The organism is Cyclobacterium qasimii M12-11B (assembly GCF_000427295.1).
In the GTDB taxonomy this organism is placed as follows: domain Bacteria; phylum Bacteroidota; class Bacteroidia; order Cytophagales; family Cyclobacteriaceae; genus Cyclobacterium; species Cyclobacterium qasimii.
The window spans coordinates 79,038-104,761 of the sequence record NZ_ATNM01000136.1; the positions used below are offsets into that span (position 1 = coordinate 79,038).

At 37.9% G+C, this 25,724-nt stretch carries 23 protein-coding genes; 5 read left to right on the forward strand and 18 right to left on the reverse strand.

Features of this window, described 5'->3' with window-relative positions; translation table 11 throughout:
* Positions 1–15: 15 nt before the first annotated feature.
* From ADICYQ_RS16630 to ADICYQ_RS16645, 5 genes are all read right to left on the reverse strand, one after another.
* Positions 16–1,725 carry a RagB/SusD family nutrient uptake outer membrane protein gene (locus ADICYQ_RS16630; RefSeq protein ID WP_040416805.1) on the reverse strand — a complete coding sequence of 570 codons (1,710 nt, stop codon included), beginning with the start codon at positions 1,723–1,725 and terminating at the stop codon, positions 16–18.
* A 13-nt stretch (positions 1,726–1,738) separates the two neighbouring features.
* Positions 1,739–2,110 (reverse strand): TonB-dependent receptor, encoded by a 372-nt coding sequence (locus ADICYQ_RS26200; RefSeq protein ID WP_020889800.1) that lies wholly within the window; start codon positions 2,108–2,110, stop codon positions 1,739–1,741.
* Between the two features lie 2 nt (positions 2,111–2,112).
* A complete protein-coding gene (locus ADICYQ_RS16635) occupies positions 2,113–4,857 on the reverse strand; it encodes a SusC/RagA family TonB-linked outer membrane protein (protein ID WP_020889801.1) in 2,745 nt (914 codons plus the stop codon).
* 292 nt (positions 4,858–5,149) lie between these two features.
* Positions 5,150–5,758 (reverse strand): RNA polymerase sigma factor, encoded by a 609-nt coding sequence (locus ADICYQ_RS16640; RefSeq protein WP_020889802.1) that lies wholly within the window; start codon positions 5,756–5,758, stop codon positions 5,150–5,152.
* A 590-nt stretch (positions 5,759–6,348) separates the two neighbouring features.
* Positions 6,349–9,300 carry an FAD-binding and (Fe-S)-binding domain-containing protein gene (locus ADICYQ_RS16645; RefSeq protein ID WP_020889804.1) on the reverse strand — a complete coding sequence of 984 codons (2,952 nt, stop codon included), beginning with the start codon at positions 9,298–9,300 and terminating at the stop codon, positions 6,349–6,351.
* 132 nt (positions 9,301–9,432) lie between these two features.
* On the opposite strand from ADICYQ_RS16645, the gene ADICYQ_RS28865 reads away from it, so the two are divergent.
* From ADICYQ_RS28865 to ADICYQ_RS16660, 4 genes are read left to right on the forward strand one after another with little or no spacing between them, the layout of a single operon-like run.
* On the forward strand, positions 9,433–10,044 hold the full coding sequence (locus ADICYQ_RS28865; protein WP_020889805.1) for a 5-methylthioribose kinase: 612 nt from the start codon (positions 9,433–9,435) through the stop codon (positions 10,042–10,044).
* Between the two features lie 11 nt (positions 10,045–10,055).
* Positions 10,056–10,403: a phosphotransferase family protein gene (locus tag ADICYQ_RS28870; RefSeq protein ID WP_051160259.1), complete on the forward strand. Its 348-nt coding sequence runs from the start codon at positions 10,056–10,058 to the stop codon at positions 10,401–10,403.
* A complete protein-coding gene (locus ADICYQ_RS16655; RefSeq protein WP_020889807.1) occupies positions 10,390–11,667 on the forward strand; it encodes an ADP-ribosylglycohydrolase family protein in 1,278 nt (425 codons plus the stop codon). The genes ADICYQ_RS28870 and ADICYQ_RS16655 overlap by 14 nt, the downstream gene beginning before the upstream one ends.
* A 45-nt stretch (positions 11,668–11,712) precedes the next feature.
* On the forward strand, positions 11,713–12,588 hold the full coding sequence (locus ADICYQ_RS16660; RefSeq protein WP_020889808.1) for a bile acid:sodium symporter family protein: 876 nt from the start codon (positions 11,713–11,715) through the stop codon (positions 12,586–12,588).
* A 53-nt stretch (positions 12,589–12,641) separates the two neighbouring features.
* Here ADICYQ_RS16660 and ADICYQ_RS16665 read toward each other — a convergent pair whose 3' ends face one another.
* The 7 genes from ADICYQ_RS16665 to gloA2 form a co-directional block, all read right to left on the reverse strand.
* A complete protein-coding gene (locus tag ADICYQ_RS16665) occupies positions 12,642–12,890 on the reverse strand; it encodes a hypothetical protein (protein ID WP_020889809.1) in 249 nt (82 codons plus the stop codon).
* Positions 12,891–13,298: 408 nt separating this feature from the next.
* The gene (locus ADICYQ_RS16670) at positions 13,299–14,069 is read right to left on the reverse strand and encodes a sterol desaturase family protein (protein WP_020889810.1); all 771 of its coding nucleotides are present in this window, start codon (positions 14,067–14,069) and stop codon (positions 13,299–13,301) included.
* A 4-nt stretch (positions 14,070–14,073) separates the two neighbouring features.
* A complete protein-coding gene (locus ADICYQ_RS16675) occupies positions 14,074–14,793 on the reverse strand; it encodes a hypothetical protein (RefSeq protein ID WP_020889811.1) in 720 nt (239 codons plus the stop codon).
* 91 nt (positions 14,794–14,884) lie between these two features.
* The gene (locus ADICYQ_RS16680; protein ID WP_020889812.1) at positions 14,885–15,472 is read right to left on the reverse strand and encodes a Crp/Fnr family transcriptional regulator; all 588 of its coding nucleotides are present in this window, start codon (positions 15,470–15,472) and stop codon (positions 14,885–14,887) included.
* 99 nt (positions 15,473–15,571) lie between these two features.
* Positions 15,572–16,207 (reverse strand): MOSC domain-containing protein, encoded by a 636-nt coding sequence (locus tag ADICYQ_RS16685; RefSeq protein ID WP_020889813.1) that lies wholly within the window; start codon positions 16,205–16,207, stop codon positions 15,572–15,574.
* Between the two features lie 70 nt (positions 16,208–16,277).
* Complete coding sequence (locus ADICYQ_RS16690; protein ID WP_020889814.1) at positions 16,278–16,883, reverse strand: DapH/DapD/GlmU-related protein; 606 nt, start codon at positions 16,881–16,883, stop codon at positions 16,278–16,280.
* A complete protein-coding gene (gene gloA2, locus ADICYQ_RS16695) occupies positions 16,880–17,266 on the reverse strand; it encodes an SMU1112c/YaeR family gloxylase I-like metalloprotein (RefSeq protein WP_040416752.1) in 387 nt (128 codons plus the stop codon). Before gloA2 ends, ADICYQ_RS16690 begins: the two co-directional genes overlap by 4 nt.
* Positions 17,267–17,867: 601 nt before the next feature.
* Here gloA2 and ADICYQ_RS16700 point away from each other — a divergent pair.
* Complete coding sequence (locus ADICYQ_RS16700) at positions 17,868–19,004, forward strand: DEAD/DEAH box helicase (RefSeq protein ID WP_020889816.1); 1,137 nt, start codon at positions 17,868–17,870, stop codon at positions 19,002–19,004.
* Between the two features lie 186 nt (positions 19,005–19,190).
* Here the strand turns inward: ADICYQ_RS16700 and ADICYQ_RS16705 are convergent, their stop codons facing one another.
* The 6 genes from ADICYQ_RS16705 to ADICYQ_RS16730 all read right to left on the reverse strand — a co-directional run bounded on the left by ADICYQ_RS16705 (position 19,191) and on the right by ADICYQ_RS16730 (position 25,651).
* Positions 19,191–19,844, reverse strand: coding sequence for a DNA alkylation repair protein (locus ADICYQ_RS16705; RefSeq protein ID WP_020889817.1), 654 nt, complete (start codon positions 19,842–19,844; stop codon positions 19,191–19,193).
* A gap of 124 nt (positions 19,845–19,968) precedes the next feature.
* Positions 19,969–20,463 carry a VOC family protein gene (locus tag ADICYQ_RS16710; protein ID WP_040416754.1) on the reverse strand — a complete coding sequence of 165 codons (495 nt, stop codon included), beginning with the start codon at positions 20,461–20,463 and terminating at the stop codon, positions 19,969–19,971.
* 76 nt (positions 20,464–20,539) lie between these two features.
* The gene (locus ADICYQ_RS16715; protein ID WP_020889819.1) at positions 20,540–21,355 is read right to left on the reverse strand and encodes an AraC family transcriptional regulator; all 816 of its coding nucleotides are present in this window, start codon (positions 21,353–21,355) and stop codon (positions 20,540–20,542) included.
* Positions 21,356–21,604: 249 nt separating this feature from the next.
* Complete coding sequence (locus tag ADICYQ_RS16720) at positions 21,605–22,396, reverse strand: hypothetical protein (protein WP_020889820.1); 792 nt, start codon at positions 22,394–22,396, stop codon at positions 21,605–21,607.
* 81 nt (positions 22,397–22,477) lie between these two features.
* On the reverse strand, positions 22,478–24,403 hold the full coding sequence (locus ADICYQ_RS16725; protein ID WP_020889821.1) for a glycoside hydrolase family 97 protein: 1,926 nt from the start codon (positions 24,401–24,403) through the stop codon (positions 22,478–22,480).
* Positions 24,404–24,628: 225 nt separating this feature from the next.
* Positions 24,629–25,651 (reverse strand): serine hydrolase domain-containing protein, encoded by a 1,023-nt coding sequence (locus ADICYQ_RS16730; RefSeq protein WP_040416757.1) that lies wholly within the window; start codon positions 25,649–25,651, stop codon positions 24,629–24,631.
* Positions 25,652–25,724: the final 73 nt, after the last annotated feature.

Sequence of the window (25,724 nt, forward strand, 5' to 3'; positions counted from 1 at the left end):
CCATATTTTTTAATTTTAATCTGCCACGTAGCCTGGGTTTTGCACCAATACGGCACCTATATTTCTTTCTATTTCTGTATAGGGTATTGGTAAAAGATTGTGATAAGGCTGGACATCCACGCCATGATTCGTTACATCCGGTCTTCCATCGCAATATTTATTGGTACGCTCATACAACATACCCAATCGATTTAAAGTAAGTCTTCGTTTCTCTTCTACGCCAAGTTCTCGCATCCGCTCATCCAAAATATAATCAATGTCCACCTCGGATGGAGACACCAACTTAGCATTGGCACGTGTCCGCACAACATTGATGTCATTGGCGGCTTCATCTGACTGACCATTACCAAGGTAAGCTTCTGCTCGTAATAAATACGTTTCGGCCAATCGAATATGGTACTGATCGCTATACGTGGTACCCGCTGTTGACGAATTTAAGGTTTTCAGTTCAGTATCTACATATAATTCAGCAGGATGCTGACCAGGAGTAGTCACTTTGGACTGATAGGGGTAAAAGTTCCTTATGGTGTCATCCAGGGTTTGGCGAAATAAATCCAAATGGTCAGACAATCTCTGTCCATACCATTCCGATGCTGGGTTATTAAACAACACATCTCTCACAAAATTGTATTCTGAGTTCCGCATGTCTTCCCAATCGTATTCCCATACGCCAAAATTGAAATGGTTTGATCCTCTAAATCTACCTATGCCTCTACCACCTGTGTAATCTGAAACGCCAACGGGTAAAAATGGAGAAACTCCTGAAGGGTCTCTGACGATGAAGCTCCAGGGCCTTGGCGCATGGTCTCTTTCCAATTGTGGGCCAGCTTTTGACGAAGATGAAATGACACCACCTGGCACATCTACCTCGTATTGCCATACCCAAATCCCCTCAGTATTGCCAACCCCTCTGTTTTGGTTGTATCTTCTAAATAAATCCCAATAAACATCTCCTTCAGCACTGGATAAGGATCCAAACCTTTCAGTCATTAAAGCTGTATTGGGGTCATCAATTACCATTGAAGCCGCTTGAATTGCATCAGACCATCTTTCCAGGGATATGTAAACTTCAGCCAAGATATGGTAAGCTGCCAGGTTATTAATTTCCCCGTCCTGCACTTCTGCAATACCCGAAAGATTAGCAGCAGCAAACTCTAAGTCAGAGGCTGCTTGTTGGTAAACTTCAACTCTGCTAGCCCTTACGTAGTCTGTTTTAGGAGAACTTACTTCCTCCAGCTCCAATGGTACTCCTCCATAAAGGTGGGCCAAATTCCGGTAGGAAAGTCCTCTGAATAGTTTGGCCTTGGCCTCCACAGAAGTTTTCTCTTCAGCTGTCATCATTGATCCTTCAATCCTACTAAGAATAATATTGGCACCTGAAATCACTTTATAATAGCTCTTCCAATGAAATTCAGCCACATCACTGGTAGGCAAAAGGGTAGCCAAATAAGATCCAAATCTTACATTTAGTTGGTTGGCTCCATTGTACCCCAAATCGGTACCATATATATAGTCCAATGGACGGTGCTCCCCGTTGGAAAGAATCTCCCTAGATTGGTCATACAGGGCAAATACTGCCGAATTAAAATCAGAATAGGTAATGTAGGAATTTTCTGGACTTGCAAAGTCCAAGGGGATTTCCTCAAGTATACTGGATTCATCACAAGCTTGAAAACTCAGCAGCAACAAGCTTAAGAATACGAAATTATATTTTATATTTTTCATAATTAAATTAGAATTAAAAACTAACATCCAAGCCTAAGGAATACCCCTTCATCACTGGCAAGCCAGATTGCTCAAGACCACTTCCAGTCTCTGGGTCCCATCCTTCCCAACTTGTCCAGGTAGCTAAATTTTTGCCACTTACAAAAAACTTAACGCCTTGAAGACCTAATTTCTCAACTATTAATGTCTTATTTAAGCGATAAGAAAGCGATACATCCTGAAGACGAACAAAGCTCCTGTCTCCATAATACCTGTACTCTATTCCTGCTTCCTGATCCTGACCTCTGTACCTGGCTGTTGGATTGGACGGAGTCCAATAATCGTAATCCACAAAATAGTTGTTTCTCCTGGCATTGTCTGACTGACCAAAATTTGGGTTATTCAAGCCTAAATAGCCATTTTTACCTCCTTGGATTGAATTAATAAAAACCTAAAGGTGAAGTTTTTATAATTGAATTCATTAAGAATTCCGAAATTATAGGAAGGCTCTTCTCTACCTCTGATCACACGATCAAGGGCATCCACTACTCCATCCCCATTTTGATCAATTATTTCGTGTGTTCCTACAAAGAATCCCTGGGGAGCTTCTTCCCCTAACTGGATTATTCCAGCAGATTCATAATCGTAAATGGAATTTATGGATTCATCAATAAACAACTCACTACCAATTAAATCATCCTCTTGCCCATCACCATCGGCGTCCAGACCTAATAAAGAGACAATTCTATTTCTATTTGAAGCTATATTGAAACTAGCATTCCAATTGAATTCACCTTTCTCCATGATATCCCCCCTCAATACAAACTCGATTCCTCTATTGGCAATCTCGCCTACATTCGTAGAAATGCTTGAGAAACCAGTAATCTCAGGAATATTTATGTTGTAAAGCAAATCATTGGTAGTGTTTTGGTAATAATCTAAAGTACCAGAAAACCGTTCTTGCAATAAGGAAAAGTCAAAACCAAAATTATACCCTGTAGTAGTTTCCCATGCAAGATTTGAATTTGCCAAGGTGTTTACTGTTTGTCCAAAGACCGTACTCCCTCCATTACCAAAAACATAGGCCGGATAAATGGAAACACTGGCCAGTGAAGAATACCTAGTAGTTAGGTTTCCATTGGTACCATAAGAGCCTCTAAATTTAAGGTAATTGAGGATGGATTCTTCCATAAAACTTTCCTCACTTATCACCCATCCTACCCCTAGAGAAGGGAAAATTCCAAATTTATTGTTTTTTGAGAAACCAGAAAAACCATCCCTACGAACAGTTGCTGTCAGCATGTATTTGCTGCTAAAATCATAATTAGCTCTCACCGTTTGGTATACATAACTTTCATCCCATGCGCTGGAATTGATCAACTGAAGCTGTCCTAAACTTAGGTCATTGTATCCTAAGCTAAGGTTGGAATAATTGGTCCCATTGGCCTCTGTACTTTCATATTTCAGCTCCCTACGACCTACCACCATTGTCAGGTCCAGGTTGTGGTTATTATTAAAACTTTTGCGATAGGTTACAATATTGTCAAGGGTCCAATCATATTTGCTATAATTTCTTTTAAAGGCCTCCCCTGCAGCACCTGCTCCATATACATTGCTTCTATAATGCCTTCTCCAGTTATAGTTGTTACCGAAATTAACACGGTATTTTAACCCTTCGATGAAAGGGATTTCTATATCCATATAAACGTTCGCAAACAAAGTATTGCTCTTGTCAAAATCATTGGACAATGGACTTAAAAATGGATTGGCCCGAATGGCTCCATCCGGGTTGAGAATCACATTCCCATTTTCATCATAAGGCGTCACCAAGGGAGGCATGGTAGTCACTTGACTTAGGGCTGGAATTTCGCCTGAATTGTCGGCAAAAGAACCGAATGTTTGAACACCAAATCTAAACCAATCCAATATTTGATGGTCCAAATTGATCCTGGCAGTAACCCTTTCATATTGGTCATTCAATATAAAGCCTTCTTGCTTGGTATACCCAGTAGAAATATAATAAGAAGTAGCTTCCGAAGCTCCTCTAACACTTAAATTATGATTGTTGATTAATCCCGTTTGAGTGGAGGCATCCCACCAATCGAAGTTGGTACCATTTTCAAAACCAGCATATAAAGTAGGTTCGAATAAAGCCGCAACATTGTAATCTGGGTTCGGTTGAGTATAATCAGGTGCCAAATAAGATTGAGGCCAATCCTGATCCGTTACTTTTTGTAAAAAACCATCCCTATCCAATAATTTCGGCCTATTGGTTGGCGTTTGGGTGGTGACAGTACCTGTATAATTAAAAATAGGCTTTTGCTCTACTTTACCACTTTTTGTGGTAATCATGATCACGCCATTTGCTGCTTGGGCACCAAAAATGGCCATACTACTAGCATCCTTCAAGACATCAACGGATTCGATGTCTGCAGGATTCAAATCCCCCATACTGCCAGTGAAGATGATTCCATCTACGACGATCAAAACACTTTGATTGCCACTAAGAGTTGTCCTTCCACGTACTGAAATAGAAGGGTTTTCACCGGCTCTATTTACCTGACCTACATTCAATCCAGGTACAGATCCTTGGAGTGACTGGGCGAGGTTAACATTAGGCGACTCTCGAAAAGCCTCAATGTCTGCCCTTACCACCGAACCGGTAACATCTCTTTTCTTTTGGGTACCATACCCTACTACCACCACTTCCTCAAGTGATGTATCGTCCAGTTCCATTAGAATATTTAATAGTGTCTGATTTCCTACTTGAATTCTTTTGGTGGTATAACCAATAAAGGAAACCACTAGTGTAGTTCCTTCTTCTACATCGAGAGAGAAATTTCCATCAATATCAGAAACTGTTCCTTGGGTACTATTTTCTACAGTGATCGTTGCCCCTGGCATAGGGTCTCCATTCTCATCTGTAATAACCCCTGTTATATTTACGAGTAAGGCCAGTGCATTGGCAGCTTCGGAATTAGCCAATTTTAAGCCAGAGAAGCTATTAGCATTCTCAAAATTATTATGGGCTCCTTTCGAGAAGTCATTCCATGGTGTTGCCAGCAAATTGCCTATACTGAGGCATTGAAGAATGAAAGAAAGCGCAAATAACATGAATGTTTTGTTCATGCTATTAAGTATGTTTTTTTGCATTTGTGTACATTATTTTGGGTAATTGATTTATTAAATCCACTAATTATCGGAATTTTTTTGCTGTTGTTTAGGTAGTTTTAGTCTTCACATAGGCATATAGATAGTATTGGGTGAAAAATTTATTTGTTTTTTTTAAATGGAATTGGGGTTATATTTTACTATTAAACCGAATCAATTTTAAGTTACTCTAGGTTCCTAAAATGGGGATTAGTGATTTCAAAATGTACTTCAGGAATTAAATGAATTTCAATTAAATCTATTGGATCAATTAGTAGTTGATACTATCTAACCTTTAATAAAACTGAAAAAGTGTTGCGAAAAATAATATTCCTGAAACGAGGTATTTTTTGAGAGTGGCAATCGCTTTCCAGGCAAGTGTATAGACTGACCGAAGATTGATACCCATCAATTTTGAAACCTCTTCATAGGATATTTGCTCAAAAAATAGTAGCTGTATTACCTGCTTTTGCCGAATTGGTAACTTGTCCAACCCTTTGGCCAATTTGATTTGCAGGCTCTTTTCCCTTTGGATACCGATCATTTCACTTTCAATAGATTCGACCACAAAAGTATTGGCCAATCCATCGTCCCATGATTCAGTCTTGGTTATGGATTTATGCTTGCTTTCCCTGTATATTTTATGAGATAAAGCCCTGAAAAGGTAGGCTTTTACATTCTCTGCTTTTCCTAAAGATTGGTGGTATTTCCATAAATCTATAAATACCTCTTGAATACAATCTTGAATGAAATCTTCATCCTTTACCAGAGCAAGCCCATAATTAAAAAGTGTTTTAATGAATGCTTTGTAAAGCCCTTCTAATCCCTGACGGTTACCTTGCATTAACAGTTCCCAATAAAAATTGGGTTCCATGGCTGGACTGTTTTTGCTAAGAGGGTTCATTCTGAGTATTTGAAATTAAATTTCTCTATATTAAACATAAATATTATTTCCTACAAGTAGTATTTTATTAATGGGATGCTATGCAAGTTATTTGGTTAAACCCTTGACAAATAGGAGCTTTTACACAAATGACAACTAAATAATTCTATTACCAAAAACTTGATAAAACAATGAAGTTTTCAACTCTATGGAGCCTATACAAAATGAAATATTGATAGATTTTTAAGGGTTATGCTGCAATCCTTCTTTCTTTCATTTTATAAATTGTGGTCTTGCTTCGTTTACCAATTTGAATGTAAGCCAGTTTTAGCACAGTAATACATTAAGTTTTTCGAAATGCATAGGTGATAGCATTTTCATACGAAACCATAAGGGATTTTATAATCATCACAAAGGATGAAAATCTGAGGTTTTTGAAAGAAGGAATGCTTTTTTGGGAATATTAATTCGCTTCCTTGCGACAATGCCAACTAAAAAAGGACTAAGTTGACGAGGTAAAATCTTTCTGTCTACTACCTTTAAACTGAACGCATCTGAGCAAAAAAAAACTCAACCAGACAGCGAACTGTCTGATTGAGTTTAGGTATTATTTAATTTTTAAGACCTGCAGCATCAAATAAAATCTCCACAGGATGGTTGGCTTTTTTTCCTGTTCCATCTGCTATCTGATGGCGACAACTTGTTCCAGGGGCTGCAATCAAATCTTCCTGACCTGCTGCTCTAACCGCTGGGAAAAGAACCATTTCGCCAATTTGCATACTTAATTCATAATGCTCTTTTTCGTAACCAAAAGATCCTGCCATTCCACAACATCCTGAAGGAATGACACTCACCTGGTAGTTTTCCGGTAATTCCAGAATTTTCTTGGAATAATTGACGGAAGACAAAGCCTTTTGATGACAATGTCCATGGAGCTTTATCTGGCGTGTTTCTTTGGTAAAGCTTTCTGATTTTATATTGCCAGCAATGGCTTCCTTGGCCAAAAACTCATCTACCAACTCACAGTGAAATTTTATAGCTTTTGCCTTTTCTTTCAAATTAGCACTTACCAGTCTAGGGTATTCATCTCTAAAACTAAGAATGGCTGAAGGTTCAATGCCTAATAGAGGACTTTCAGCGCTTAAAAGTGAAGAGAATATTTCCACATTTTTATCCGCCATTTTTTGGGCATGGTCAAGCAAGCCCTTGGACATTGCTCCCCTCCCACTTTCTACATGGTCCACCATCTTCACTTCATAACCCAGATGTCTGAGTAACTTTATCGCTTTAATCCCAGTTGCAGTATCATTGTGGTTGGTAAATTCATCACAGAAGAAATAAACGGATTTTATTATCGGTTTACCAGTAAGGGCCGCATAATTTTTCTTGTACCATTTACGCAAAGATTGAGGACTCAAGGCGGGCAAATTCCTTTCCGGAGCTACTCCAAGCACTTTTTTCATAAGGCCACCTGTAAAGCCATTCGATAAAAGGAAATTCGTAATGCCTGGAACCATACTTCCTAGTTCATTCAAAGAATTAATATAGGTAAACGCTTTGGAACGTAAAGGAACTGGATTGGATTTAAAATATTGGTACTGAAACTCAGCCTTGATCGTGGCCATGTCTACATTTGAAGGACATTCTGAAGTACAACCCTTGCAAGAAATACACAGGTCCATGACTTCTTTTATTTCAGGATGGTCGAATGGATTACTTTTGTCACTTTTGGTTAAAAACTCTCGCAAAGTGTTGGCCCTTCCTCTGGTCGTATCTTTCTCATAACGGGTTGCCTGAAAACTTGGGCACATGGTGCCACCACCAGAATTAGGTAATTTCCTGCAATCCCCAGAGCCATTGCATTTTTCTGCCATTTGGAGTATGCCTCCTACCTGGCTGAAATCAAATTTAGTATCATGTTCTCTCTTTGGAAGATCAGCCTCATACCTGAGAGAGGAGTTCATGGGGGGTGCGTCCACTATTTTCCCCGGGTTAAAAATCCCCTTGGGATCCCACTTGGCTTTTATTCTTTTAAAAAGGGCGTAGTTTACCTCCCCCACCATTAAAGGGATAAATGCTGCCCTAACCCTTCCATCACCATGTTCACCACTCAAGGATCCATTGTATTTTTTAACGAGTTTGGCACTTGCTTCACTAATTTTGTAAAACTCTTCTACATCTTTGGATTTCTTCAAGTCAAGAATTGGACGCAAGTGTATTTCCCCGGCTCCTGCATGTGCATAATATACCGGTTGCTGACCAAAATCTTTTATCATTTTTGCAAATTCATCGATATAATCTGCCAGATCATCGATATCCACCGCGGTATCTTCAATACAAGCAACCGCCTTTTTATCTCCGGGAATATTGGCCAGAAGGCCTAAACCTGCGCTTCTAAGTTCCCATGCACTACTCGTTCTTTCAGGCCCTATTACTGGATAAGCAAAACCCAAACCAGCATTTTTCAAGGCCACCACAAATTGTTGCCCCTTGGCCCTGGCCTCCTCAATGGTCTTTCCCCTAAATTCAACCATCAATATAGCCTTAGGGTCACCTTCCACAAAGTCCCTATTTCGGCTTTGCTCCACATTCTCTTTGGTACAATCCAGAATGATTTTGTCCATCAATTCTACGGCTGTAGGCTTTTCTTTCATGGCTACCTGCGCCGCTTTCATACTCTCATGGATGGTCTCAAAATGAGCAGCTACCACGATGTCAAAAGGATCAGGAAGTGGGTCAAGGTGTATTTTTATCTCTGTAGTAATCGCTAGGGTCCCTTCAGAACCACATAGTAATTTACAAAAATCAAATTGGGCCTCTTTTTCAGAAAAAAGCTGGGTCTCCAACAAGTAATCCAGCGCATAACCGGTATTTCTTCGGTGAATACTTTCCTTAGGGAAATGTTCTCTGATATTGTTTTGGATTTCAGGTTGACTTAACTCTTCGCGTACATGTCGGTAAAGCTCCCCTTCCAAGTTATCTTGTTTGCATTTAAGGTCAAAATCATCGGGTGTCATGGATTTGAAAACAGTTTCTGACCCATCACTTAACAAAACCTTGAGTTCAAGTACATGTTCTCTGGTACTGCCATAAACGATGGAAGTGGTTCCACAACTGTTATTTCCCACCATTCCGCCAATCATTGCGCGGGTGGCCGTACTCGTAATCGGACTGAAAAAATACCCGTATTCTTTAAGGTAATTGTTCAATTCATTCCGTACAACTCCCGGTTGAACCCTCACCCAACCTTCTTCTTTATTAAATTCAATAATTTTATTGAGGTATTTGGAAACATCTACAACTATGCCATCTCCTACACATTGACCAGCAAGAGATGTGCCTGCAGTTCTCGGAATCAAAGAAAGACCATTTGAATTGGCGAAATGAATCAGTTTTTTGATATCGGAATGACTTTTAGGTAAGGCCACTGCTGTAGGTAGGGACCGGTACACTGAAGCATCAGTGGCATACAAAGTTTTCATCAAACTATCGTAATGCAGCTCACCATCCAATTCAAGCGATAATTTACTTAAAAGAGGACTGTCTTTGGTTGTTTTACTCATGGCCCAAAAATAAAACAGTTAAAGCTAGAAAAGAACTAGGAGCAAGAATTTTATTCAAGTAAAATGACCTTTCTTATCAATTTGATTTCTAATTTGTGAATTGAAAGGTATTTTTCAATAAAAACCAACAGGATGTTAATCAAAGCACCACTTGATTTGACCCAAATCGCCTATCTGAAAAAGAATGGAATGCTTCATGCTAAGGAAGATGTATTAGATTCTTACAAAGCTGGAGAAGGAAACATGAACGTTACCCTAGCCATAAAAACAAATAAACGCACTTTTGTATTAAAGCAATCCCGCCCTTTTGTAGCCAAATACCCGCATATACCTGCTCCATTGGACCGTATTGAAATTGAATACAAATATTACAATGCCATAAACAAAGACAATTTGTTGGCCAATTTTTCCCCAGATGTATTGAGTTTCGATAAGGATTCCAACCTATTGGCCTTAGAGTACCTGGACTTAGGAGGCGATTTTTTATGGTTGTATGATGAAAATGCTACGCTTAAAGAAGGAGTTGCCGACCTTATGTTAACCTATTTAAAAAAACTGCATCAATTGGCTGTCCCTGATTTCCCCAGCAACCAGGAAATGAGAGAATTGAATCACCGTCACATTTTTGTTTTTCCCTATCTTTCAGAAAACGGCTTTGACCTAGATGATGTTCAGGTGGGCTTGCAGAAATTATCTGCTATCGTAAAAAACAATCCCACCTTGATAAAAAAATACATCTTTTAGGAGAAAGATATTTGCAACTAGGAAAGGTGCTTATCCATGGTGATTTCTATCCTGGTAGCTGGTTTGAAACTGGAAGGGGATTAAAAATTATTGACACCGAATTTGCATTCCTTGGGGATCCTGAATTCGATTTAGCCATCATGTTGGCACATTTAAAAATGGCAAGAACTTCGGAAAGTGAACTTCAACGAATCATAAATAGCTACCCACTCGACAATGCGCTTTTAGCACAGTTTACAGGCACTGAAATATTACGCCGACTCTTTGGTTTGGCACAACTCCCCTTATTTTTGTCATTGGTAGAGAAAAAAGAACTGGCAACTTATGCCATAAACTTGATTATCGATGAAAAAATTTAGCCTTTGGATTGCGGTTTTTATAAGCTTTTTATTTTGGTCTTGTAAAGACGGAAAACAAACCTCAATTGAAAGTCAAAAGACCGACTTAATCGTCGCTGAATTAACCAAAACTGAGCTTTCTGACAAAATTAAAGGCTTGATGGTAGGGAGTGCCATTGGTGATGCCATGGGGGCCCCTACAGAAATGTGGGCAAGAGAAGACATACAAAAAACTTATGGCTGGGTCACGGGGCTGGATTCCATGGTAAGGGAGATTTCTCCAGAAGGAATTTGGAAAGCCAACCTCCCCGCTGGTGGTACTACAGATGACACCCGATGGAAATCCCTGATTGTGGACTACATGGCTGATCAGAAGAACCTGACCCTTGATGCAGGATCATTTTCTAAGCATATCATTAAAGACTATGAGGAATATTTTGATGCCCTCAAACCACTAAAGCCGGAACAAACCCTGGCCCTGGAATCCGTTAATCTCAAGGTTTTGTGGCTACAAGAATGGTACAAGGTATCGCTCTCTTATCAAGCAAATAACCTGAGTGATTATCAAAAAGCATTGGGGAAATTTTACGGGGGAGAAATGGTTTGTGCAGGCTTGCTCTATGCGCCGGCAGTAGGCTTAATGTTTCCTGGACAACCTGAGGAAGCTTACAACCAAGCCTTTGAATTGAGCATTTTTGATTTGGGTTTGGCCAAAGACATCAGTTCCCTTTCAGCAGCCATGACCGCAGCAGCGATGACTGCCAAAGGGGATCAAAATCAGGTATTGAACGTGTTGAGGAAAGTAGACCCTGAAGGCTATTTTTCCAGCCGGCTCGTAGGTCGAAGCAGTTATAGGGTGTTAGAACTTGCCAGAGCCATTGTATTAGAAGCCAAGGATAGTTTGGCAGTTGAAAAGGCAATTACAGATGGCTCAGTAATTCCGGATGCCAGTATTCTTCGGGCTTATGAATTGCTAGATCAAAACCAACAGGACATGCCATTTCATGCTGCCGAAATCCACCTACAGGTTTTAACAGCCATGCTATTCAGCGACTTTAAATTTACAGAAACCCTGGTTTTCCTTACAAACTATGGAAGGGACAATGATACCACAGCAGCCATTGCTGGGGCAATTTTGGGAGCTTTTCATGGTTATGACAAGCTCCCTAAAGACATGCGCGAGAAAGTCATTGCGGTGAACAAGGAACATTTAGATATCGACCTTGAAAAAATGTCAGATAAACATTTTCAAACCATACAGTCCCTTTACTTATGGCCTGATTGAATTAGTTTTAGTATTACAGTCAATTAATAACCCAAAATATCAATTATGGAAAGTAATGTACTTACTGCTGTATTTTTACCATTAGCACTTGCCTTTATCATGCTAGGTATGGGACTTACCCTTAGCCTAAAGGACTTTAAAAACATTTTCGTTTCTCCCAAAGCCATTAGTCTGGGGCTTTTTTGCCAGCTTATCATGTTGCCAATTCTGGGATTCCTATTAATCCTGGCCTTTGGTCTTACAGGATCGATGGCTGTAGGGGTAATGATCATCGCTAGTTGTCCCGGTGGACCTACTTCTAATATGATCACCCACCTTTGCAAAGGAGACACAGCCCTTTCAATTAGTCTTACGGCCCTGAGTTCAGTCATCACCATCGTCACCATCCCTTTGTTTATCAATTATTCAATCATCTATTTTGGTGAAGAAGGAAGTGTTGCTTTGCCGGTTTTACAAACCATTGTACAAATAACAGGTGTAACCTTAATTCCTGTAGCGATAGGCATGTTCCTAAAACATCAATTCCCAGCTTTATCGCTGAAAGCGGATAAAACAGTAAGAATAGCATCTATCGTATTCTTTGTACTTATCGTTGGAGGAGCTTTGTTCAAAGAGAAAGACAATATAGTAGGCTTTTTTGCAGAGGCGGGACCAGTTACACTGATCTTAAACATACTGACCTTTGGTTCTGCTTTTTTGCTAGCTAAACTCTTCGCTTTGCCTTACAGACAGCAAGTTTCAATTAGCATAGAGTCAGGCATTCAAAATGGAACTTTGGGCATTATGATTGCGGCCACGCTTTTGCAAAATTCTGCCATGGTAATCCCAGTAGTAATTTACAGCCTGATCATGTTTATAGCTTCAATTCTGGTAGTTGTATTTCTCGGAAATAAAGAAAAGCCTGCATTGGTGGGGAATTAAAATAGACACCCATAGCTACTAGGGTTTACATTGCAGGAGGAATTCCTGCTTTGTCAGGCCATTAATCTTTCAATAAAATCACTCACCACAGCAGCCGTAGGTAAGGTAAAGGCCAAAGGAAGTACAATTGTGAGCACTTTTATCCACCACTTCTTTTTTGAAAGCAAGACAAAAATTATCCCGATTGGATATAGAATTAGGGTTAAGAATAAAAAAAAGATCGTCCATGAAAGTAAGCTGGCCAAAATTATGGCAACAAGTCCTCCAATATAAAAACCATTGTATTTTTTAGCTTCTTGCATAATGGGAATTTTAGTGTCCTGATAATAATTGCGGGCTAATCAAACTTAAATTTGCAAGGGGTAATCCACTGCCTGATTGAATCAGCGAATTCCTAGATAGGTAGGGAATAAGCGCCTTCCAATAGATTTTAATTCTATCAATCTTTCTAAGATAACAAGTAAATACTTGTTAATAATATTTTAAAAGAATTTTATTTTGACACCACTATAATTAACCACCCTTCTCTGAATTATTGAAAACATAACCATTTTAGTTGAGGTCAACTACTTTACAGGTAAAAAATGTTGAATATTAAAAAACATCGTTTCCACAGGGTAAGAAATAATATAATATTGAAATCAAGCTTTTTGAAGATTGAGTTTAGCAACAAAAGAAGCCTACCGCCTTTTATGCTGTAGGCTTCTTCCCTACAATTGGCCAAACCTTCTTTTTTGAATCCGATCATAATTCACCTTATAATTAGGGTTTTCTGTTTTTAATAGCCTGTCCCAAAACCTAAAATACAAACCATAATTCCCCTTAGGTATGGCATGATGAAGATTATGGTAAGTTGAGCTAATAAGGACTTCAAATAAAACAGAATTCCTGAACCATTTTGGTGCAATTTCATAGCCTAAATGGCCATAAACATTGATGCTAAAAGACAATAATCCAAAAAGAATCAATAACAAAGGATGCATAGGAATCAAACACAAAATTAAAGGAACGGCCATGGCCTCAGAAATTGCTTCAAAAAAATGAAAAGAAAATGACGTCCATGGAGAGGGGTTTGTAGACTTATGGTGCGTTAAATGTATCCTTTTGTACAATTTAGGATGATGTACAATCCTGTGCATCCAATAAAAATAGCTGTCATGCAGTATTAAAGCTACAAATAAACTTAAAGGTACCCACAGCAAATGGTATGCTTGAAAATCATTGTAAATAGCAGTATAACCTCTGAGTGTCGTAAATAAAAACAAAGCTATCACCAGTCCAATTACAAAACTGGATTGCACTGAATGCAAAATTTCCCGTATGAAGTCTTTATTCTTGGAGAGACCCAACTGAATTTTGTTCTTGAAAAACCTATTGGGATAAAATTTATAGAAAATCACAAAAGCTGTACCTGCAACCATAAAGTAGCGAATAATATTGCTCACTATAGGAGTAAAATAGTGAATGCTTAATCCTTCCATGGTTTTATTCGTTTATATTGATTTCATAATCATTCTCATTTACTGTTAATGTAACACTGCCATTTCCATTGAAAACAATTGTACCATTAAAAGAAAAGGGAATATTTTGACTTAATCCTGACAATATAAATGTTCCCGATCCCGAAGAAATGATATAGTTCGATTTATCGATAACCACATCAACTAAATCAACATTAAACGTACTTGTTAAACTTCTTGTTTTTAGGTTTGTGGTGATGCTTTGGGTTCCTTCCCTATTAAAAATTCCGCTAAATAAGAGCGTAGAAGCTGATGGCTGCAAACCGGAAATATCTATATCGATTATGGAAATATCATTGGAATTAATTCTTGACGTTGAATAACTGCCTACTGAATTGGCCTCAAAGGCTACCATTTGTGGCACATTAAAACTATTGCAAGCCATCATATAGGACCAATCTATATCATAATCCGCAAGTATGGGTGTTTCGTTGTAATTGTAATTATAGGAGTTTTCATACAAGTTTCCACAAAGTTCATTTAAGGTGATATTTGTAGTCAATTCTTTAGAAAAGGTGTTTGTCATTTCATTCAAACCGCCTGTGCTTTTTTGCAGGGAGCTTTCTATTACTACTATAACTTCCTCTTCAGAAACTTCATTTTTAATTTCCATATCCTCTTCCTTTGTGCAAGAAATCAAGGAGAAAATGGCAATGGCTGTAAAAATTGATTTTGAAAGTGTCATGATATTATTTTTTAAGTTTAATATTGACACAAATCTATAACTGCCCTTAGGGTAAAGGCGTTAACAAAAGATAATTAATAAAATGATACGATTAATTTTTAGTAGCGATTCGTTTTCTAATCCTACTAAGTGAAACGGGAGTAATGCCAAGGACATTGGCAATGTATTTGTCTTGAACCCTATTGGTAATGCCTGGGAAATCTTTTACAAATCTTAAATACCTTTCTTCTGGAGATAGCAAGACGAAAGACTCAACTCTCTCCATGGACTCTTTTAATAAACGCTGAAGCACATACTTTCTATTGGCCTCTAATTTCGGGTGCCTTGAAACCAAATCCTGCAATACATCATAATTAATAAAAAACACCTCTGTTTTTTCCAATGCTTCATAAAAAAATCTGGAGGTTTGGCTAAACAAAATTAAGTCAACATTGGCAACAACCTGATGTTCTGGAATTAATTTTAAAGTAACTTCTTCTCCCTTGTCATTGATGTGAAAACAACGAACCAAACCGCTTTTGATATAGAATACATCATTTCTGGTTGAGCCTTCATTTATGAGAAGTTCTTTCTTGTCAAATGAACCATTTTTTGCAGCCTTTAATAAAACCTGAAGGTCATTTAAACTAAGTTCTTTACCAAACTTATAAATTTGTTTTAATCTGTTTAAATCAACCATTTAAATAAAAGCTTATGGTACTTGAAATTCCTGGACTGAAGCAAAAAAGGATATATATACAATAAGATTATTTCCACCATCCAGACCTTATAAACCTTATTATTCGATAAAGCTGTCTAATAAAATCCTCTTTTTGGGAGGTATGGCTTTACTCTTCGCTGCAATTTTCAACAATTCCGGATTCTTTTCTTTTGCAAATACCAGTTGAAATAATGCTGCTACCGTTAAACTGTGTTCAGGCCGTTCTACCAGAGTAAATTCGTCACCAATAGCAACATGTCCTTCTTCCAGAATGCTTACATAAGTACCTCCAAAACCATGTTCAATAAATTGTTTCAGCACTTTTTGGGTCCCAAATTTATGTCCAAATTTGTAGCAGGGTTCTCTGTACTGGGAAACCTGAACGGTGGCTTCCCCAACCTTATAAATGGCACCCAGGTAAACTTCCCTCTCATCAAAACCCGCTACAGTTAAGTTTTCCCCAAACATGCCCCAGGACCAATCAAGATTCGAATACAAATTCTTCCAGTACGGATATTGCTCAGCAGAAAACAAATAGCAAGCTTTATAATACCCTCCATGATTCAATCGATTGGAAATCTCATCACCTAAAACATCATTTTTCGTTAAATAAAGCGGTTCATTCGTAGGTTTTTTATAAATACCAGTTGTCTCTTCCTTGCCTTTCCAGAGGAAGGTAGTTGGTGTTCCAATATTCGTTGAGATTATTTTCATAAGTCAGTAATTTCAAGGGTTCACTATTTATGGAGGAAGGATAAAACGGCTTGTACCTTTCACTTTTCATTCATTTTATTTGTTCAATTAATTCGAGTCGCTTAACGATACTGTTTGCTTCTAAAATTGAACCTGGTGACAATACTGCATTGGCACCAATTTTGGAATTGTCGCCAACCAATGACCCAAATTTTTCCGTTTTGGTGTCTATCAGCTGTCCCTTATGCTTTATGAAAATCGTTTTATTTTGCCTTTCATTAAAGTGGTTGGCACAAATAGAACCTGCTTCAAAATTAATGTTTTTGCCTATAATACTGTTCCCAATATAGTTAAAATGAGCCACCGCTGAATGGTCCAAAATTATAGCTTGTTTGATTTCTGAACCCGGACCTATTTTAACAGATTTACCTAAATAAATTGGCCCTCTAAAGTAGGCGTTTGCTCCTATGAAGCAATTTTCTGAAATGATTGCACTCCCCTTAATTATTGCACCTTGTTCTATGGTTGCCGATTTATGTATCGCTACATTATTTTCAATACTGTATTCAGTTGATAAATTGAATATTTGTTCATTAATTATGCTTTCCAAGTCATTGATGACCTCCCAGGGTTGTTTGGATATACATTGAGGAAACAGCAAATTAAATCCATCAATGTACGCTTCAATATTTATCATATTTCATAAAATTCGATTGGCAAATTGTCTGGATCAGCGATGAAGGTGAACTTCTTATTGGTAAATTCATCTATTCGTACCTCTTCGGCTATTACCTCCTTCAATTTCAAATATTCAATTGCCTCGTTTATATCCTTTACTCCAAAAGCAATATGCCTCAAGCCATTCGCTTCGGGCCTTGAGGGTCTTGATGGGGGATTTGGAAATGAAAAAAGTTCGATTAAATATTGCCCATTTAAGGAAAGGTCAAGTTTATAGGATTGCCTTTCTTCTCTATAAATTTCTTTGTCGATCGTAAATCCCAAAACATCTGTGTAAAACTTTTTAGACTTAGTGTAGTCGGAACAAATTATTGCGATATGGTGCAGCTTTTCAATTTTCACTTTATAGGTAGTTGGTTTCTAAGGGTAATGAACAATGTTGGTAATTAGCTACTTTTAAGTAGGGTTCAACCATGAATGCCTTACTAATTTAATGGATTTAAAAGTATTGTTGCCTAAATGAAAGTATATTTCATCAGGACTTTTCCAAAAATATCCAATTAGCGTAATATTCGCCTGAAATCTGTTCGAATTTCACCCTTTAGAGGGCATTTTAATGCGCTCCCAATACTTATGCCACTATATTGAAGGTTAAATACAAACCTGTAACTTTGCGAAAGGTAAAACACCATTGTCAATAGGCAAACACTTGCTCTTAACTACAAAAATTCCCACATTCGAATTGAGCACCTGACTAGTCGACTTTGGCAGGCTCATGCAAGGTTATGGAAGGTTTTTCTACTCCAGCTTAAAGTTCTTAAAATATAATTAATCATCCCCTTAGCTATTAAGTGATTAATAAGCATAGGATTAACCTTACCTTTACAATCAATTATAATTAACTTGACGGATAGTAAGAGCATACTTGATGAAGGGTTTTCTATATTTTTCGTACTATTATAGTACGGTTCAGGCCACAAGTCAATAAATATAAATTTGAAACATGTCTTTTGTAAAACTCAAGCTCCATCCATCGATACTTTCCAATATTACTTCTCTTGGATACGAGAGCCCTACGCCTATTCAAGCTCAAGCCATTCCTGTGTTGATCAAAGGACGGGATCTTCTAGGAATCGCTAAAACAGGCTCAGGCAAGACAGTAAGTTATGTAGCGCCCATATTGAATAAAATGGCCTATGGACATGCGCCTAAAAAAAGTAGGCAGCCTAAAGTCCTTGTTCTGGTCCCTTCTCGAGAATTGGCGATTCAGGTTGTCGAAGTGTTTAAAGAATTGTCTCATAAGTTACCCCATCCGATCAAATCGATGGCCATCTATGGCGGTGTATCCATCAATCCACAAATGAAAGCTATTTTCGGCGTGGATATATTAATTGCTACCCCTGGTCGATTGCTAGACTTGCAAAGGTCCAGTGCTATAGACCTATCAAAAGTGGAAACATTGGTGCTGGATGAAGCGGATAAGATGTTAAATCTGGGGTTCGAAAAAGAAATGCAAGAGATCTTTGAGCTTTTGCCTGGTAAAAGGCAAAACATGTTGTTTTCGGCAACATTAAGTGATCAGTTAGCCGGCATCAACCGTGTATTGCTTTCAAATCCAGAGGTAGTGGAAATAAAAGACAATGCTGAGGATGTGGAATTGATAAACTTATCCGGCTACTTTGTGAGTGATGACCGCAAAGGACCTTTGCTCAGACACTTGCTCAAGGAAAATGAAATGAGCCAGGTTTTGGTATTTACCTCTTCTGGCGTTAAAGCAGATGCGGTAGCTAGAAAGCTTTATCATAATGGATTTGAAGCAGATTCAATTCACGGGAAGAAAAGTCAGTATGCAAGATTGAAGGCCTTGGAGGATTTCAAATCCGGGAAACTTCAGGTATTGGTGGCTACAGATTTGATCTCTAGAGGAATTGATTTCCTTGAGCTTCCATATGTAATAAATTATGAATTGCCTAGATCTCCTAAGGACTTTGTGCACCGAGTAGGCCGTACCGGAAGGGCCAAAACTGAGGGCTTGGCCATTACTTTTGTGACAAGGGAAGAAACCCATCACTTCAAAGTCATTCTCAAGAAAATGAAGCGCTATATCGACATGGTAGACAGTGAAACCTTAGATTTTTAATCCCTAAGTTACTATTATAAGCCAATAAAATGATCCAGTTATTTAAGCGATTAGGATCAAAATAAGTTTTAATAAAGAAGACCTTATCAATGTAACTACATAAAGCAATTGATAGGATCGTATGATTCTATCAATCTAAGGTGATTATAGTTTACTGCAAAATAGTTTCAACGTAAATCTTCTTTATTAATTCTGCTTGACTAATTCCAGATAGTATTTCCGCAGCTTAGGGTCAAGCTTCTCAATGGCAAGTCTTAAGGTAACTCTCGGCATAGTTGCCGCATAGACATTCAAAAAGGCTTTTAATCTTTCCTCGTCTCTTTTACCCGCTTCTCGAATCCAACTACCTACTGCCGTTTGAACGAAATGTTCTGAATCGTTTACAAGTATTTCAGCAATCTTGAATGTATCCTCTGTTTCACCCTTTCGAATAAAATAGTAAGTGCTTACAATTGCCGTACGCCGTTCCATAGGGTTTGTGGATCTGGCCAAATCATACAGTGGCTTTTTGTCCTTACCAAACAAGTAACCCCCAATAACATAAGGGGCTGCTCTATCTACCATTCCCCAATCGTTAATCCATTGGTGATTATCAATATATGCTGTATAAATAGCATGCCTTTCTTCTGGCAAAGTGTTTTTATTCCGTGCTTTCCAATCTAAAATTGAAACAGCTCCTAGTCGATGGTCAAAATTTTCATCTCTAAGTAATTTCACAACCTCCTCAACTGGCATGAATTGAAATTCTTTTGCTAAAGAAAACAGCTCCTTTTTAGGTATATTTCCTGGGTATTCCTGACCAATAATTTTTAATGTGTCAACAAATTCTTTTGCCCTCATTGTTCATTTGAATTGGTATTCTACTTTATTTTCTGATAGAAATATACCTATTTAAAGCGAAAACGGTTCGGATTAAAACCCGAACCGTTTTTGCTTGAGTGCATAACTTTTCAACCTATCCTAACTAATTAGGCGAATGTAGACCAAGTTTATTTCCTTCTGTATCTAAAAACAAGGCGAAAAACCCACTTTCATCTGCATGAGCTGTTTTCGGTACAAGGATTTCCCCTCCATTTTGCTCGATTTTATCAAGAATGATTTGAAGATTATCTCCTCCATTAAGGTAAAGGGTAACGCCGTCAGCTGAAGGTTTGTACCCCTCCCCTTTCATTATAACTCCTGTAACCATTTGGTCTTCATAAGGAAATACTCCCATTTCCATCCCTGGCATTTCCATTTTCTCAATCGGAATGCTTAAAATTGCTTGATAAAAATCTACTGCTCGTGAAATATCCGTTGCTGGAATTTCAAAAATTGAAACATGGCTTTTCATATCGTTTGTCTTTTGATTTACGTGAGCGTCAACCGCTATGTTTTCGGTTTTGGATTCGTTTTGGCTGTTGCATGCCATCATACTAAAGGTTAGTAACGTGGCTGTATAAAGTATGGCTTTATTCATATTGTCCTGGTTATATTAACAATACAAATTTAGATTACTAGTATAGACCAAAATTGTAAAAAATGCGTCACCTAGCCTATTTATAGAAAAGGGTAGAAAGTGCCATACTTTCATTGCCTAAAAACTTTTTCGGGTTGATTCCGGTAAACTCCTTAAAATCTTTTATGAAATGGGCTTGATCAAAATACTCACTTTCATAAGCGATATTGGTGAGGTTTTCTGTCTCTTTGTTGAGCAACATTTTTAGCGCGGTTTGTAACCGGATTACTTTACCTAACTGCTTTGGGCTAACACCTATTTGTTTCAAAAAATTTCTTTCAAGTTGTCTTCTTTTGGATAAATCCCCTTTAAGAATTGTACCTATCGAAGCACTTCCATTGGTTAACAAAAGGGTATCAATTGTCGATTTCACGATAGTATCAATAGTTGTTTTTTCATTCATCTTATCTAAAAGAAATCTTTCAATTATCCCTATTCGTTCCCTACTGTCGCCTGCCTCAATTATCTTTTTTTCTAAAGCATTGCCGTCTTTTGTACCAAACAACAATTCAATTGGCGTTTCCTTATTCACCAGGTTTTTAATCGGAATGGTTACGAAATTCGCAAAACCATAAGGGTAAAACCGAATGGCAAAAGTATTGACATACCCAGTTGGTTGGATGTAAAAAGGTTCTATTGTTTGTCCAAGCACCATTGCACGTGGTTGTATAATGAATTCTCCTTCGGCAGTATAGCGTTTTATGCCATCTCCCAGAATAAAAGCCATTTCAATACAGCCATCAGGTATAATCCTTTGTTTTTGAGCGTCCTTTTCAGGTGGGACTTCTAGGGTCCAATAGCAATTTACAAGTGCTTGTAAATCTGGATGGGGTTGAAATGTTTGATAGTTCATGGCATTTTTATGGAGAGTCTTTATCGTGAAGCACAAAGTTTTAAAGCTACCCGAAAATCTTGATTTACACTATTAAGGTTCATTTGAATTACTACTCCTCCGTTCACAACTTTCTAAATCCAAGAACACATGCTTTCCCTTTTGGGTGGGTGCTGTTGTGCATTGGCTTTTCATTAATCGTCATCAAGTCAATTTTCACTCCATTTTAATACTTGTTTTAGTCCTGGTTCTATAAATGGTTTGACTCTTTTATTTTACCTGAACGTGTAGGTGATCATCATGCCTAACTGCCTGGCAACCTTGAAACCTGATTCTTGAATCTTTTAAGTTCATACGCTGCACCAAATGCTTTTCTACAAACATCTTTTCTATACCTTCAAAACTTAAAAGCGTTTGAATTAGGATTCTGGTGTTTTCACTAGAAAAGCCAATGTCTGAGTTTATGGTCCCCAATGTTAGGTACTTTGGGAAATCATATTGAAAGTATCCCATCTTTTTACACTCGTTTGTTTGATTAAATTCCAAAGAGGTGGGTTCAACAAATACTCCGTACCCAGATCTGCTAGGTTTCAAGTTGGTTAAACTTCCATCAGAGGATTGATACACCAAGCTTATATCGATTTTTTTGCCGTCGTTGTGACTTAAGTGCGGTAAAAGTGGAAATTTATCAATAAATGGAAAGTTTGCGTCTAAATATCTAAGTTCAAATTCAGAAGGCAATTTATTTGCTGTTTGTTGAAGTAGCTCATTGAGTTGAGGATTGACGTAATTTCTGTTTAAAAGTATTGTAATCAAGTTGGTTGGTCGGATATTATTAGTATTCTTGACACGTTCCCTACCAAAAATTGGCGCTATATGAGGGACAGCAATAAATGTTAAAATGAGATATGCTGTAATTGTGAGAACGAATATATTGTAACTGAATTTGAGATAGCGACAAGCAATAATTCCCATTATTAGGGCGATTCCACCAATTTGTGTAAGAATGGTTAATGCTGCAAATGCAATAAGGTACAGAAAAAACTTAAGTGTTTTATTCATTATAGATCTTGAAGCGTAATGGTTAGGGTATGGTTAAGCTAGCTACTACCCCACTATGCTATGTCTTTTAGTTGCCTTTTGTTATTCATCTTCACTCGATATTCTTTTGATGTGCATAACATGCCCACCTCCTTTACCCATTCGGACAACAAGTTTTGTTTTAGCATTAACAGACTGTCTACGGATAGTATAAGATTCTTTTTTGGTTAGAAAATCAGAATCTTCGGCATCCTCATAAAGAATTGCTTCGTATTTTTCATCCTCCGATAAAAAACTTAAATCCAATGTTATAGCGCGTGCTTCTCTATTGGTCAATGAGCCTACAAACCAATCGTCCCCTGCCTTTCTGGCAATGCTGACATAATTATCCAGCACTGCATCCAGTACTTTGTAACCATCAAATTGGGCTGGCATATTCCGAATACAGTCAAACAAATCTTCTTTATTCAAATAGGCTTCAGGGCTATCAGGCAATACCATCCAACCAGAATAAATGGTTATAAGCTTAGCCACTTCCGCTACGACAGTGCCTGGTAACTCCTCAAAAACTTTAGGTCTTCCCATATGTGCACTATTTAGGTCAAACCATCCATTGGTCATATCCAAAGGACCAGCGATCTGATTTATTAAAACCTGATTGACAGCTGTTTCAGGAAAATGAGAATATTTGGCATCTCCCTGTGCATGACCAAATTCTTTGGTAATTAGATTGGGCCATGTTCTTCTATCTCCACTTGGGGGAATAGGATTGTCATGAAAGTCTACCATTAATTTATACTTGGCACACAGGGCTACAATGACCCTGGTATTCTTCACCTTTTCTTCTGGCCCACCTTTCATAAAGCCATATTTCACCCCCATCGCTCCCCATTCTGAAAATTGCTTCAAAACCCTTTCCAAACCAAACTTTTTAGCGCCTACATCATTTAAATAAAGGATAATCCCAATGTTTTTCTCGGCCGCATATTGCATACATTCTTCAATGTCTACCCCTTCTCTCGTTGTGGTAGGATCAGAACTTTCATTAAATTCATCGCCATACCAATCTGCGTCAATTAATAAGTACTGAATATTATTTTCAGCAGCGAAATCAATCATTCTTTTATGTGATTCGGTGTTAAGTTGATATTCAAAACCATCTTCCGTTGTGTATCCTAAAACACGCCAATCCCACAAAGATTTGCCCCCCTTGATCCATGAGGGGTCTATAATTTTATTAGGTTCATTTAAATTCACTAGCAAATCAGATTCAACTAAATCACCAACCTTTTCTCCCAACATAAAAGCCCTCCATGAGGTCTTAAAAGATTTGTTGCGTTTTGAATAGGCGATATTGAAACCGAGTGATTTATCCTTGGACGAAGCTGCTATAGAAAAAGGAGCAAATTCAGTGATTTCAGCTTCATGTATGGCCATAAAACGATCGTCATGAAACTGCATTACCATAGGAATTTGAACTTCTTTAATACTTTTTTCCGCCCTAAGAACAGGTCCTACATTGTGTTTTTCGCCATTGTATGCCCAATAGGTATAGTCTTCCCTGAAATTTAAGCTGGTTAATTCCTTATCAATTTTTATACTGTCTTGAATGGTTTCGGATGGGAAGACATACCGATAGGCAAAGCCTTTGTCATAAACCCTGAATACAATTTCATAAAATAGAGATGATTGCTTGTTGTTAGCAACTTTCCATTTGTACTCATTATAATGATTATTGACAGTCGTTTGTTTTCCTATAATTGTTTCCCAGGTCTCATCAATTTCGCTTTTTTTAAAATCTCTAAATGATACATTCTCTGCAAAGCTTAAACCGTTTATTTTTAAACCTATTTTGGAGGATGTAAGGATGGTATCAGAACCATTAATTAAAGTAAAAGCGCTGGAATTATTAAGATTTGAAACATTTATCTTCAACTCACCACTTGGTGAAAAAAGCTGAAAATCAATTTGATCTGAACAAGATACTAAACCCAATAAAAACAATATTACGGAAATCTTAATTTTCATATGTGCTGTTTTTTTCTTTAATCAAGGATCGGGTGTCGCAGGCATTTCATTTTGCTACAATACCTCAATCTAATATGCTTTTTATGCTAAAAAAAGGGTTTACTCCAACATCCTGGAAAATACCTATGGTGTTGCTGGATTCACACTTTCCCAGACAAAGCATTTAAAGAGAGTTGCTCCAATTTAGGACATTCTAATTACCTTACTAATCACCACTGCTCACTTTTATTCCTTTCGTAGTATTTTTATTATCCGACTGTACATGATTTCTGCTAAATTCCAGTTATACCCATCAAAATTAGTCGTATTGTTAAACTGAATAACTACCGTATCAATGTCTTTGTGGTATTTCGCAATACTCTGATAGCCAACAATCAAACCAGTATGCTCGTACACGTAAATCGAGGAATAGATTTCCTGTTCTCCTTCATTGAACAATGAACCGTCGTTTAATGCTCTTAAGAATGTGCCCACGTCGGCTGCAGTAGCTAAAATTCCTTGTTCCTCCGTCTTAAAATCTTGCTCCTCTCCCACGTAATAACCACTCATTACATTGTCTATATTCACTTCATTAAGGGAAGCATAGGTATTGTTTAGCTGAAGTGGTATCAAAATTTCCTCCTTGATGTATTGGTTATGATTATAGCCTACGACTTTATCAATGATTCGGGTAAGCAACAGGTAATTGGTGTTCGAATATTCATAGTCTTCATCAGGTTCAAAACTTGTGGGCATTTCAATTGCTAATTCAAGTGCTTCCTCATTGAAATTTGGTCTGTTTTCCCAATAAGCAGGATTGTCGATAAAGTTGGGAATACCAGATCGATGTTGCACCATTAATCTCAAAGTAATTCTTTCTGCATATTCAATTTTCCCCACGAGTTCAGGGAAGTAATCAGCAAGCGTATTGTCCAAAGACAAACGTTTGTCATTGGCTAATTTAGCAATCGCCACTGCGACATATAACTTACCGATACTGGCAATCTTGAATAAGGCATCTGGACGGGCAGGTATCTTCTTTTTCCGGTCATGCCAGCCTGCAGAATAAAATGCTGGTGGCTGGCCTGCTTCATCCACATAGACTACCATTCCATCAAAACCATAATCTATTGCTTCATTTACTTGTTCCTGCACTGTATCCGGTAATGGCAATATCCAAGCCTTTACCAAAATCCAAGGCACGAAGGCCAAAGAGCCTATGCTGGCAAGGATAAATAATATTCTGAGTATTCGTTTTGTCTGTTTCATGTTTACACATTTTCAGGTTGATTCGCTATAAATAAAATGCCCTTAGAAGGCTTTTTTATTGAAGCTAATGTAA